Origin of the sequence: Halorubrum sodomense, assembly GCF_900111935.1 — an archaeon.
Taxonomy (GTDB): Archaea; Halobacteriota; Halobacteria; order Halobacteriales; family Haloferacaceae; genus Halorubrum; species Halorubrum sodomense.
Genome location: NZ_FOYN01000001.1, coordinates 597,486 through 610,056 on the forward strand (window position 1 = coordinate 597,486; position 12,571 = coordinate 610,056).

The following is a 12,571-nucleotide window of genomic DNA, read 5'->3' on the forward strand; positions in this document are numbered from 1 at the left end:
GACTAGTCAGTCAACGATCGGTAAATCCCTATCGGTCGGAGCCGTTCCACCGGACCCGCTCGCCGCTGCCGCGCCCCCGCCGCTCGGCGGCCGAACGCGCTCCGGCGCGGCCGCTCCGGGAACGGGTACAGTCGAAAAGCCGATTCGCCTCGGTGTCGTCGCCGACTTACAGACGGGTGAGGTTCGTGGCGCGCGGACCCTTGTCCGCTTCCTCGATGTCGAACTCGACTTCCTGACCCTCCTCCAGGTCCGGACCGCCGACGTCCTCCATGTGGAAGAACACGTCCTCGTCCGCGTCGTCAGTCGAAATGAAACCGTAGCCGCCCGTGTCGTTGAAGAAGTCAACTTCGCCTTTCGCCATTGCGACCGTAGAAGCGTGAGTGGGACATATAAGGCTTCCGCGACGGGCCGCGGCGTGGAACGGTGCGGTCCGACGGCGGGACGACGCCCGCGGGCGGAGCCGCGACACCTCCCGCGATCCGGCGTCGAGACGCCTTTCCGGCCCGACGGAGCGCTCCCCGGATTTCCGAGACGCGGGAGCGAGCGCCGCCGTGTTAGTAACTACTATACGACCCCGGTTCAGAACCGTTAGTATGAGTCAGTCGTACAATCGAGGCCTCATCGAGGACTTCGGCCGTTGGCGGGAGTTCGAGGCGGGGATGTGGGCGTGGATATTCCACAAGTTCACGGGATGGGTGCTCATCGGGTACCTGTTCACGCACATCGCCGTGTTGAGTACGGGGATTCCGGCCGCCGGTGCGAGCGAAGCGGCGATCGCCGCGGGGAACGACGTGTACACCCAGACCATCGTCTCGCTGGAGGGGCTGCTGCTGGTTCGCATCCTGGAGGTCGGCCTGCTTGCCGTCGCCGTCTTCCACATGCTCAACGGGACCCGGCTACTGCTCGTCGACCTCGGTATCGGGCTGGACGCACAGGACAAGAGCTTCTACGCGTCGCTAATCTTAACCGGAGCGATCACCGTCGCGTCCGTGCCGACGTTCATCGCGGGGGCGTTCTGAGATGGCCGAGCGCTACTCCTCGTTCCAGTCGGGCGGTCGGATGTGGCTGCTCCAGCGGGTCACGGCGGTCTTCCTCTTAGTCGTGTTGGCGTTCCACTTCTTCCTGCTTCACTTCGTCCACCACGCCGACGAGGTGTCCTTCCTCGCCAGCTCCGCCCGGATGGAGCAGCTGAGCTACTACTCGCTGATGATCCTCTTCCTCGTGACCGCGACGTTCCACGGGGTCAACGGCGTCTACAACGCCTTGGTGAACCAGGGGCTCACCGGCACGAAACGCACCGTGATCAAGTGGACGCTCGTCGCCGCGAGCGTCGTGTTGATCGCGCAGGGAATCCGCACCGCGAACGCGTGGGCGGGAATCGGACTCTACTGACCCGACAATGAGCACGCAAATTCCGAAGCAGACCGAGGAATCGAGCGAGACCGACGCCGAGACGGAGCCGGCCTCGAAGGGCGACGAGCGCCGCGCCGAGAAGCGGCGCCGCGCGGCCGAGCGCCGCGAGCAGCGGCAGGCGGAGGAGGCCGAGAAGGCGGCCGCCGACGAGAGCACGGTGGAGCTGAAGGTGTTCCGCTACGACCCGCAGGTCGAGGGGAAACAGGAGCCGCGGTTCGACACGTTCCACGTCCCGTTCACGAAGGGGATGACCGTCCTCGACGCGCTGATGTACGCGCGCGACACGTACGACTCTTCGCTCACGTTCCGGCACTCCTGCCGGCAGGCGGTGTGCGGGTCCGACGCGATGTTCGTCAACGGCGGCCAGAAGCTGGCGTGTAAGACCCAGATCTCGGACCTCGAAGAGCCGGTCCGCGTCGAACCCCTCCCGCACGCCGAGGTGACGAAGGACCTCGTCGTCGACATGGAGCACTTCTACGACCAGATGGAGGCCGTCGAGCCGTACTTCCAGACGAACGAGTACCCGGACGGCGAGCTCGAAGAGCAGCGTCAGGACCGGGAGAACCGCGAGAAGATCAAGATGTCCACGCGCTGTATCTGGTGTGGCGCGTGTATGTCCTCGTGTAACATCGCCGCGGGCGACAACGAGTACCTCGGGCCGGCCGCGATCAACAAGGCGTACCGGTTCGCGATGGACGAGCGGGAAGGCGAGGATATCAAACAGAAGCGCTTGGAGATCATCGAGCAGGAACACGGGGTCTGGCGGTGTCAGACCCAGTTCTCTTGTACGGAAGTGTGCCCGAAGGACATTCCTCTCACCGACCACATCCAGGAGCTGAAACGCGAGGCGGTCAAGAACAACCTGAAGTTCTGGTGAATCGAATCTAAAACGACTCCCGGTGATCCCGACAGACAGTATCAAGGGACTCCGGAACCTACGAAATTACATCCCAACAATGTACGAACACGACGTCGTCGTCGTCGGAGCCGGCGGGGCGGGACTCCGGGCGGCGATCGCGGCACAGGAAGCGGGCGCGGACGTGGCGATGGTGTCGAAGCTCCATCCCGTCCGGTCGCACACGGGCGCGGCAGAGGGCGGCATCAACGCGGCGCTGCGCGACGCCGACTCCTGGCAGGACCACGCCTACGACACGATGAAGGGGTCCGACTACCTCGGTGACGCGCCCGCGGTCGAGGCGCTCTGTCAGGAGAGCCCCGAGGAGGTCATCCGCCTCGAACACTGGGGGATGCCGTTCTCCCGCGAGGACGACGGCCGCGTCTCCCAGCGGCCGTTCGGCGGCCTCTCGTTCCCGCGCACGACCTACGCGGGCGCCGAGACCGGCCACCAGATGCTCCACACGATGTACGAGCAGGTGGTCAAACGCGGGATCACGGTGTACGACGAGTGGCACGTGATGGACCTGGCGGTCACCGACGAGGACGACCCCGCGGAGCGGACCTGCCACGGCGTGGTCGGGTACGACATCCAAAGCGGCGAGATCAGCGGCTTCCGCGCCAGAGACGGCGTCATCCTCGCGACGGGCGGGATGGGGCAGGTGTTCGACCACACCACCAACGCGGTGGCGAACACCGGCGACGGCGTCGCGATGGCGTACCGCGCCGGCGTCCCGATGGAGGACATGGAGTTCATCCAGTTCCACCCGACGACGCTGCCGTCGACGGGCGTTCTCATCTCCGAGGGCGTCCGCGGCGAGGGGGGTATCCTCTACAACAGCGAGGGCGAGCGGTTCATGTTCGAACACGGGTACGCGAACAACGACGGCGAGCTCGCCTCCCGCGATGTCGTCTCGCGCGCCGAACTGACCGAGGTCAACGAGGGGCGCGGCATCGAAGACGAGTACGTCCACCTCGACATGCGGCATTTAGGCGAGGAGCGCATCCTCGACCGGCTGGAGAACATCCTCCACCTCGCTGAGGACTTCGAGGGCGCCGACGGGCTCACGGAGCCGATGCCGGTCAAACCCGGCCAGCACTACGCGATGGGCGGTATCGAGACGAACGAGTTCGGCGAGACGGTGATCGACGGGCTGTACGCGGCCGGCGAGTGCGCCTGCGCCTCCGTTCACGGGGCGAACCGTCTCGGCGGGAACGCGCTGCCCGAACTCATCGTCTTCGGCAAGCGCGCCGGCCGTCACGCCGCCGGCGAGGAGATGGGCGAGGCCGAGGTCACGACCGGCCGGTCCAGCGACTGGGAGCCGGCCGACTACGAGTTCGGCGTCGAAGTCGGAGACACCGGCGGCTCGGGCACGGCCGCGGCCGACGGCGGCGCGGTGGCGACCGACGCCGAGGGCGTCCTCGGGGCGGCCGTCGACCGCGCGCAGGAGCGCGTCGAGGAGCTGCTCTCCCGGAAGGGACGCAACCACGCGGAGATCCGCTCCGCGGTCCAGGAGACGATGACGGACAACGTCAACGTGTTCCGCGAGGAGGGCCGGCTCGAGGAGACGCTGGCGGACCTCCGCGAGGCCCGCGAGGCGTATGAGGAGGTCGCGGTGTCGGACCCGTCGCGGACGTTCAACACCGACCTCATCCACACCATCGAGACGCGGAACATCCTCGACCTCGCGGAGGCGCTGACGATGGGCGCGCTCGCCCGCGAGGAGTTCCGGGGCGCTCACTGGCGCAAGGAGCATCAGGAGCGCAAGGACGAGAACTGGCTGAAACACACGCTCATCTCGTGGAACGACGGCGAGCCGGAGCTGTGGTACAAACCGGTCGTCCTCGAGGGCGAGAACAAGACGTACGAGCCGAAGAGTCGCTCGTACTGAGCCGGTCGCCAACGCCGGGCAGCTCGCGACGCGGCGGTCCCGGTGCGGACCTCGCCGGGCGCCGTCGCGGGCTCCGCCGCGCCTCGCCCGATCGATCCGGATCGTTCACGGTTTGCTATCCGTCGACGATCGAAATCTGGCGTCGATATTCGTCGATTGAGCGTTCGTCGATCGACGTACTCTCCTCGAATATGCCGTTTTCGCCGGAGGCAATCGCTTTTCGAGCCCCTTCTGGAGTTTCGACGAACGTTGAAATGGGGGTTTATTATCGTCGAACTCAACGGATCGGACAAGATGTTAGAAACCGAAACCGCGTCCGCGACGGCCCCGGCGCTCCCCCGGGAGCTCCAGTCGCCCCGCGCAAAGCTCGTGTACCTCTACCTGACCACGAACGGCGACGCCACGGTCTCGGAGATGGGCGAGTCGCTCGGGATGAAGAAGCTCTCCCTGTACAGCATCCTGAAAACCCTCCGCAGCGAGGGGCTCGTCGACTGCGACGGCGACTGTTACGTGCCGAACTGACGCGGCCGCTTTCTCGACGCGGGATCGACGGGGAGACCCGCCTCGCGTCGGAGCGTTTAGGGGCGCGGAACGCTCACACCGACCGTGGACGCGAACCAGACGGAGTTCGAGAACCCGTTCGCGATGGACCCCGACTGCGAGAACTGCGACGAGCTGTGCGGCGCGCGCGAGCGCGTCGTTCACGGCTACGGCGACGTCGGCGCCGAGTTCCTCGTGGTCGGGACGGCGCCGACGGCGGCCGCCGAGCGCAACGGCGTCCCCTTTACCGGCGAGGGGGGCGGCGAGCGCGTCCAGTCGATCTTCGGTGACCTCGGCTTCGTCCGGTCGGAGTCGGACGCCGCGGAGCCGGACGTCCAGAACGTCTTCTTCACGAACCTGACGCGGTGTCGACACCCGGACCGCGACCCGACGGATCGCGAGGTGGATACCTGTGAGCCCTTCCTCAACGCGGAGATCCGGATGATAAACCCGCAGATCATCGTGCCGGTCGGCGAGCGACCCCTCCGCGAGCTGGCCGTCGAGTACACGACGCGCCGGCCGGACTCCTTCGACGTCGACGCCGAACACGCGACGACGGTCCGCGGGCGCGGGTTCGAACTGGTGCCGATGAAGGAGCCGGCGGAGATGAGCGACGCCGAGGCCGACGCCTTCCGCGATCACATGCGCGAGAACGTGTTGAGCCGCGACTACCGGCAGACGAAGGGACGGCAGAGCCGCTGAGCCGGCGGAGCGTCGTTCGCCGCCGCGCGCCGTCGTCGTTCAGTCGTCGAGGTCGACGTCGTCTAAGATTCCCTCGGTCGCCTCCTTGCTGTCGGCGCCGAACGCGCAGTCGACGAGGATGTGCCCGCCGAGCGTCGACGGCGAGATCACCTGATCGGCGCCGGCGCGGCGGAGCTTGTCGACGTTCTCCCGCTGGGTCACCGCCGCGACGATCCGCACGTCCGGGTTGAGCTGACGGGCGGTGAGGATGGCGAGCGCGTCGCGCGCGTCGTCTTCGGTCGCGGCGACGACCGCGCGGGCGCCGTCGAGGTTCACCCGTTCGAGCGGATCGACGTCGCTGGGGTCTGCCGTGAACACCGGGATGTCGCGCTCCGCGAGCCGCCTCGCGGCGGTCTCGTCGGGCGTCACCACCGCGTAGTCGACGCCGTCGCGGGCGGCGAGCTCTTCGAGTATCGGTTCCGTCAGGTCCCCGTAGCCTAAAACGAGGACGTGGTCGTCGAGGAGGTCGATCTGTCTGTCGGTCATTTTTCCGAGCGCCTTGGAGAGCTGCGCCTCGATGGCGGGCGTGAGGAGGACCCCGAGCGCCACCGCGAAGGCGGCGACGTTCATCACGAGCGAGGAGAGCACGAACAGCTGCGCGATGTCGGCGGCCGCGCCGGGTTGGGGGTAGACGTCGCCGTAGCCGACGGTCGAGGCCGTGACGACGGTGAAGTAGAACGCGTCGACGATGGTCTCCACGTTGGTGAATCGGTCGCGTAGCGCGTACGTCCCGACCGTTCCGTACGAGACGGCGGTCACGAGCGCCGCGCCGGCGGCGAGCTGGGTCGGCGACGGCGAGAACTGCCTGTCGAACCGACGACGGTTGTAGACCAGCGCGGGCACCGAGAGGACTGACAGCGCCACGAGCGGGAACGACAGCACCGACGCCTGCATCAGCCCCTGAAGCGCGGTCAGCGGGAGCAGGATCGCCGTGGAGTACCAGCCGACGCGGTAGCCGTTCTTCAGCGCGAAGCCGCTCCCGAGCATCGAAAAGCCCGTGATCGTCCCCGTGAAGCCGACGGTCTGGCGGACGAAGTCGGGGACCAGCGGGGCGAGCGGGCCGGAGACCCCCAGCCCGCCGATCTGGGCGAGCCCGGCGAGGATCGACAGCACCGCGACCGCGAACGTCAGGAGGATCGACGCTCGGACGGTCACCCAGTCCCGGGTCAGCTCCATATCCCCGCGTCGCCGAGACCGGACTTAAACCCCGCGAGGCGCACGTGGCGGTGAATCGTCGCGTCGTCGGACCCCCGCGCCGACACACGTTTAACCGCGCCGCCGGTTGGGGGGCGTATGTCGCTGCCCGTCGAGATCGTCTTCGGCGTCTACCTCGGCGTCATCACCGGGATCGTTCCCGCGCTGGTGGCCGGAGTCCTCGGGTTCGTGTTCAAGTACGTCACCGACGTGACTATTCCCGGGCTCGGGGTCGTCGTGTTGTCGCTCGCGATCGCCGGCGTCAACGGCGGGCTGCTCGCGCTCAACGACGAGACGATCCGGTCGTCGGAGCGCGCGCCGGCGATCCTCACGGCGATCGTCGTGGTGCTGATGCTCTCGATGTACGCCCACGCGCAGGGGGACCGGCTCGGCGCTACCGTCCCCAAGCGGATCTCGCTCAAACAGCTCCGCGACCGGACGCTCTCGACCGACGTGATCGAGCTCGTCGGGGGCCGCGGGCGGGTCTCCGTCGAGGTGACGGGGGAGGTGAACGACATGGAGGGGTACCCGTCGCTACCGGCCGACACGCGCCGAGCGATCGTCGACGGCGACTGGACGTTCCCGGCCGACCTCCCGCTCGCGGAGCTCGAAGCCCGGCTCGCAGAACGGCTCCGGACCGAACTCGACCTGGCGGACGTGGCGGTCCGGATCGACGAGCAGGCGCGGGCGACCGTCTCCGCCGCGCCGCCGGCCGGAGCGCTCTCGAAATGGGTGCCCGACGGGAAGCGCGCGGTGTCGGTGTCGGCGCTCGTGCCGACCGGTATCGCCCGCGGCGACGTGGTCCGGGTGATCACTCCGGACGCCGACGTCGAGGGGGCGGTCCTCGCCGCGCGATCGAGCGGGAAGCCGGAACCGGGGGCCGCCGCGACGCCGGAACCCGCTCCCACCGCGGGCGACGACCCGGACGCGGACGACGACCTCCGGGCCGACGGCGGCGAGGCCGCCGTCTCCTCCCCGCCGGCCGCGACCGCGCCCACGACGACCGGCGGTGAGGGGCGAGTGACGCTCGCCGTCGACCGCTCGGAGGCGACGGCGCTCCTCGGCGTCGACCGCGGGCGCGTGCTGGTGCTGTCGCGAGGCACTCGCCGCGAGTACGAGCTCACGGCCCTGCTGCGGCGGGCCGGGAAGCGGTTCCGGAAGGTGTCTGTCGTCGCCGGCGGGCCGCTCGACGGCCACACCATCGGCGAGGCCGAGGTCCGCGAGGCGTACGACGTGGCCGTCCTCGCGGCCCGTCACGAGTCGTGGACGATCGCGCCGAGCGGATCGCAGTCGCTGTCGGCGGGCGACGCCCTGTTCGTCGTCGGGAGCCGCGACGCCCTCGACCGGTTCACGGAGGTGGCGGCGTGACGCTCGCGCTCGCCGCCGCCGCGGACGCGGTCGTCGCGGGGGTCGACCTCGGCACCGCCGCCTCCCCTCTCGCCGCCTCCCCTCTCGCCGCCTCCCCTCTCGTCGCTTCCCCCCTCGCCGCCTCCCCTCTCGCCGCCTCCCCTCTCGTCGCTTCCCCCCTCGCCGCCGCGGTCGATGTCGGCTTCGCACGCCCTCGACAGGCGGCGGTCACCCTCGTCACGTTCGCGGTCGTCGCCGCTCTCGTCGCGGGGGGCGCGGCGCTGGCCTACCGCTGGTACTTCCGCGCGGAGATACCCGAGGGAGTGACCGGTCTGATCGGCGTCTCCGTCGTCGCGTTGTACCTCAACACGACATCGCTTGGGTCGGTCGCGGTCGGCGACAACCCCGCCCTCCTAGCGCCCGAGAGCGTGTTCTTCAACCTCGTCTCGCTCGGCGTCGCGGCGGTGACGGCCCCCGTCGGCCGGTACGCGGGCGACCGGCTCGCGGTCGACGTGTTCGCGCTCTCCGGGGCCAAGCAGCTCGAAGGGGAGCTGAGCGGCATCGTGCGCGCGGTGGGGCGGTTCACGGCGGTGACGCTCCCGCCGGCGGACGACATCGCCGACATGGACACGTACGACCCGGTTTCCCCGGAAAAGAAGGCGGAAATCGCCGAGACGACCCTGCTCTTCCCGCGAAAGCTGTCGGCGGCGGAACTCCGCGAGCGGCTCGTCGCCCGGCTCAAAGCCGAGTACGGCGTCGGCTACGTCGACGTCGACCTCGACGCGGACGGGTCGGTCGAGTACTTCGCGGTCGGCTCTCGCGCCGCCGGGCTCGGTCCGACGCTCGCGCCGGGTTCGGCGGCGGTCGCGGTGGCGGCCGACCCCCCGAACAACGCCACCGCCGGCGACACGGTCCAGCTGTGGCGCGACGGTCCGGAGCCGAAGCGCGTCGCGACGGGCGAACTGCGGGGGGTCGCCGGCGACGCCGTCACCGTCGCGCTCGACGAGTCGGACGCCGAACCGCTGACGGACGAGGGCGACTACCGGCTCGTGACGCTGCCCGCGGAGCCGCGGGCGGACCGGGAGTTCGCCTCGCTGCTGCGGAACGCGGACGAGACGATGGCCTCCGTCACCGTCGGGGCGGGGAGCGACCTCGACGGCAGCACCGTCGGCGAGGTCGGGGCCGTCGTCGCCGCGGTCCGTCCGGCCGACGAGTCGGTCAGACCGATCCCGCCGCGCGCCTACGCCTTCCGCGCCGGCGACCTCGTGTACCTCGTCGGCCGCCCGGACGCGATCCGTCGGTTCGAGACGGCCGCAACGGCGACCGCCGGGAGTACCGGGACCGAGGGCGCGGACCCGGCGACCTCCGCGGACGGACCTGTCGGGGACTCCCGCGACGCCGACGTCGCCGCCGACTCCGACGGGACGCAACGCTCTTGAGTCGCCCGCGCGGGGATCCGCGTATGGAGTGGAAGCTGTTCGCCGACCTCGCGGAGATCGCGGGCGACCGCGCGGTGACGGTCGACGCGGAGCCGGGCGACACGGTCGGCGACGCGCTCGACGCGCTGCTGGACGCGCACCCCGACCTCCGGGACCGCGTTATCGAGGACGGGACGGTCGCCGACCACATCAACGTCCTCCGGAACGGGCGCAGCGTCCGCCACGACGAGGGGTTCGACGCGACGCTCGAAGCGGGCGACGAACTGGCGCTGTTCCCGCCCGTGAGCGGCGGGACCGTCGGGCGGTAGACCGGTCGTTTCAAACGCACGCCGCCCCCATCGGGAGCCATGACCGACAGCGACGAGGGGACGCGAGGCGAGACCGGGGACGCGGGCGACGACCACGCCGCGGACGCCCACGGTGACCACGGCCCGCACCGCGAGGAGTTCCACGAGGACCCGATGGGTCACACCCGCGCGACCGCCGGGATGACGGTGAGCGAACTCGTCGACGGCTACGGCGACGCGGGGATCGGCGCCGCCGCGGTCAACGAGGCGGGAGACGTGCTCGCGGAGATGTTCGCGAACGAGGACTGTACCGTGTTCTGCTCGCTCGCTGGCGCGATGGTCCCCGCCGGCATGCGCCGGATCGTCGCCGACCTCATCCGGGACGGCTACGTCGACGCCCTCGTGACCACCGGGGCGAACCTCACCCACGACGCCATCGAGGCCATCGGCGGGAAACACCACCACGGCCGGACCCACGATCCGGAGAAGAGCGCCCGCGAACACGACGAGGGGCTCCGCGACGAGGAGGTCGACCGCATCTACAACGTCTACCTTCCCCAAGAGCACTTCGCCGAGTTCGAGGGGCACCTCCGCGAGGAGGTGTTCCCGGCGCTGGAGGCCAACCGCGGCGCCGACGCCGAGGGCGGCGGCGAGAGCGACGGACCGAGGGACGGCGCGGTCTCGATCGCTGACCTCACGCGCGAACTCGGCCGCGCGAACGCCGCGGTCAACGAGCGCGAGGCGATCTCGGAGGGGCCGGGCGTCGCGGCCGCCGCCTACGAGTGCGACGTGCCGATCTACTGCCCCGCGGTTCAAGACTCCGTCCTGGGGCTTCAGGCGTGGATGTACGCCCAGACCGCGGAGTTCACGCTCGACGCGCTCGCGGACATGACCGAACTGACGGACCTCGCGTTCGACGCCGACGACGCCGGCTGTCTGCTCGTCGGCGGCGGCGTCCCGAAGAACTTCACGCTCCAGACGATGCTCGTCACGCCGCGTGCCTACGACTACGCCGTCCAGATCACGATGGACCCGGAGGCGACCGGCGGGCTCTCCGGCGCGAGCCTCGACGAGGCGCGCTCGTGGGGGAAACTGGAGAAGGACGCGCGCAACGCCTCGGTCTACGGCGACGCGACGGTGATGCTCCCGATGCTCGTCGCCGCCGCCCGCGAGCGCGTGGAGTAGGAGCGCGAGCGCAATTCTGACCGCGTCATTGATTATAAATCGATCCGCGGTGGCGCGTGCCGGTGAGCGGCCGACAGGCCGCGAACCGCACGCGCGAGGTCGTCGGGCTTCGCCCGACTGCCAGAGGCGCGTCGCGCCTCGCTGTCGCCGGCGCGACGCGCCGGCTGCCAGCGGGACCTTCGGTCCCTCGCTGGAGTCGGCCGACCGGAGCGAAGCGGAGGGAGGCCGACGAGGCTGGGAGGCGTGAGGTGCGGTTGCGGTGCTGTGCGGGACGCAAAGGGGCAGTCACCGGCGGCAGAGCCGCCGGTTGCCCATGGCGCGTAGCGCCACGCTGTCGCGAGCGCGCCGAGCTCTCGCGACTGGGGCTTTGGCGGTGCCCGTCACCGGCGATCGGTTTGCCTATCCAACTAAGCGGTCGAAAACGTCCACCACGTCGGAGCCGAATTATCCTCGCGTGTCCAGATCCATCGCCTCGGCGAGGAGCGCGTGCGAGTCGAGCGCGTCGTCGTGGTCGGGAACCGTGTGCTGGATCATCACCTCGTCGACGCCGACCCGGTCGGCCAGCTGCTCCAACAGCCCCGAAATCGTCTCCGGGCTCCCGGAGATCGACCGCGGCCACTCGTCGTCGTCCAGCGTCGCGGGCGTCGGCTCGGGCGCGCCGCCGAGCTCGTCGACCGCCTCCGCGACGGTCGGCGTCTCGTCGCCCAGTTCCCCCCGTTTCATCCGGCGGAACGTCGCCTCCGCGGGGGCGCGCCGCCGGGCCGCGGCCTCGTCCGTCTCCGCCGCGACCGCGTTGACCGCCACCAGCCCCCGCGGCTCGTCCAGCCCCCCGAGCCCGCCCTCGGGGTCGAACGCCTCGCGGTAGGCCGCGAACGCGCGCTCGGCGAAGCCGGGGCGGATGAAGCCGGCGAAGCAGTAGCGGAGCCCCAGTTCGCCGGCGATCTCCCCGCTCGCCGGGCTCGACCCCAGTACCCACGGGACGGCCGGCCCCGAATCCGAGCCCGGCACCGAGAGGTCGGCGTACGCGTGGTCCTCGGGATAGGCGTCCCGGAGGTGGTTCACCACGGCGGTGATCCGCTCGCGGTGGTCCTCGTTCGGGCTCTCGACGCGCCGGTCGGTGCCGAGCGCGCGGTCCGAGGCGGGCGAGCCGTTCGCTCGGCCCATCCCGAGGTCGACGCGGCCGGGCGCCAGCCCGTCGAGGACGCCGAACGACTCGGCCACGTTGAACGGGCTGTAGTGGTTCAGGAGGACGGCGCCCGAGCCGATCCGGATCGAGTCGGTCGCGCCCGCGAGCCGCCCGAGCAGCACCTCGGGCGTGGTGCCCGCGAGGCGGTCGCCCATTCCGTGGTGTTCGGCGACCCAGAACCGTTCGTAGCCCAGCCGCTCGGCCTGTTTCGCGGCGTCGACCGTGTTCGCGAACGCGTCCGCCGCGGTGCCGCCGCGGGGGACCGGCGAGAGGTCGACGACTGAGAGGTCCATGTCCGCGGTCGGCGACGGTCGCGGGAAACGGTTTGGGTGCCGGCGGCGTCGTGGCGGACCGCAACTGGATCCGGTGCGGTGGCGCGTGCCTGCGAGGCCGCCCCGCGGCCGAGCGGCACGCGCGAGGGACGCGGTGAGCGCTCGAAGAGCGCGAACCGCG

The 12,571-nt window shown here is 70.1% G+C and carries 13 protein-coding genes; 10 read left to right on the forward strand and 3 right to left on the reverse strand.

The features are described 5' to 3' along the window. Positions 1-166: 166 nt before the first annotated feature. Positions 167-361 carry a cold-shock protein gene (locus BM286_RS03090; protein WP_006628233.1) on the reverse strand — a complete coding sequence of 65 codons (195 nt, stop codon included), beginning with the start codon at positions 359-361 and terminating at the stop codon, positions 167-169. A gap of 232 nt (positions 362-593) precedes the next feature. On the opposite strand from BM286_RS03090, the gene sdhC reads away from it, so the two are divergent. The 6 genes from sdhC (at position 594) to BM286_RS03120 (ending at position 5,441) form a co-directional block, all read left to right on the forward strand. Next, positions 594-1,019, forward strand: a complete 426-nt coding sequence (sdhC, locus tag BM286_RS03095; RefSeq protein ID WP_092920123.1) for a succinate dehydrogenase, cytochrome b556 subunit — start codon at positions 594-596, stop codon at positions 1,017-1,019. Position 1,020: 1 nt separating this feature from the next. Then, positions 1,021-1,392, forward strand: a complete 372-nt coding sequence (locus BM286_RS03100; protein WP_092920124.1) for a succinate dehydrogenase hydrophobic membrane anchor subunit — start codon at positions 1,021-1,023, stop codon at positions 1,390-1,392. A 7-nt stretch (positions 1,393-1,399) separates the two neighbouring features. Further along, a complete protein-coding gene (locus BM286_RS03105) occupies positions 1,400-2,290 on the forward strand; it encodes a succinate dehydrogenase/fumarate reductase iron-sulfur subunit (RefSeq protein ID WP_092920125.1) in 891 nt (296 codons plus the stop codon). 79 nt (positions 2,291-2,369) lie between these two features. Next, on the forward strand, positions 2,370-4,199 hold the full coding sequence (locus BM286_RS03110; RefSeq protein ID WP_092920126.1) for an FAD-binding protein: 1,830 nt from the start codon (positions 2,370-2,372) through the stop codon (positions 4,197-4,199). A gap of 294 nt (positions 4,200-4,493) precedes the next feature. After that, positions 4,494-4,721 (forward strand): TrmB family transcriptional regulator, encoded by a 228-nt coding sequence (locus BM286_RS03115; protein WP_092920127.1) that lies wholly within the window; start codon positions 4,494-4,496, stop codon positions 4,719-4,721. Between the two features lie 84 nt (positions 4,722-4,805). Continuing rightward, positions 4,806-5,441: a uracil-DNA glycosylase gene (locus BM286_RS03120; RefSeq protein WP_092920128.1), complete on the forward strand. Its 636-nt coding sequence runs from the start codon at positions 4,806-4,808 to the stop codon at positions 5,439-5,441. Positions 5,442-5,480: 39 nt separating this feature from the next. Here BM286_RS03120 and BM286_RS03125 read toward each other — a convergent pair whose 3' ends face one another. After that, on the reverse strand, positions 5,481-6,656 hold the full coding sequence (locus tag BM286_RS03125) for an NAD-binding protein (RefSeq protein ID WP_092920129.1): 1,176 nt from the start codon (positions 6,654-6,656) through the stop codon (positions 5,481-5,483). A gap of 117 nt (positions 6,657-6,773) precedes the next feature. On the opposite strand from BM286_RS03125, the gene BM286_RS03130 reads away from it, so the two are divergent. From BM286_RS03130 to BM286_RS03145, 4 genes are read left to right on the forward strand one after another with little or no spacing between them, the layout of a single operon-like run. After that, positions 6,774-8,042 (forward strand): potassium channel family protein, encoded by a 1,269-nt coding sequence (locus BM286_RS03130; RefSeq protein WP_092920130.1) that lies wholly within the window; start codon positions 6,774-6,776, stop codon positions 8,040-8,042. Further along, complete coding sequence (locus BM286_RS03135; protein ID WP_092920131.1) at positions 8,039-9,460, forward strand: cation:proton antiporter regulatory subunit; 1,422 nt, start codon at positions 8,039-8,041, stop codon at positions 9,458-9,460. Before BM286_RS03130 ends, BM286_RS03135 begins: the two co-directional genes overlap by 4 nt. 23 nt (positions 9,461-9,483) lie before the next feature. Then, positions 9,484-9,768, forward strand: a complete 285-nt coding sequence (locus BM286_RS03140) for a ubiquitin-like small modifier protein 1 (RefSeq protein ID WP_092920132.1) — start codon at positions 9,484-9,486, stop codon at positions 9,766-9,768. A gap of 39 nt (positions 9,769-9,807) precedes the next feature. Beyond that, positions 9,808-10,932, forward strand: a complete 1,125-nt coding sequence (locus BM286_RS03145; protein ID WP_092920133.1) for a deoxyhypusine synthase — start codon at positions 9,808-9,810, stop codon at positions 10,930-10,932. A gap of 444 nt (positions 10,933-11,376) precedes the next feature. Here the strand turns inward: BM286_RS03145 and BM286_RS03150 are convergent, their stop codons facing one another. After that, positions 11,377-12,411, reverse strand: coding sequence for an LLM class flavin-dependent oxidoreductase (locus BM286_RS03150; protein ID WP_092920134.1), 1,035 nt, complete (start codon positions 12,409-12,411; stop codon positions 11,377-11,379). Between the last annotated feature and the right edge of the window lie 160 nt (positions 12,412-12,571).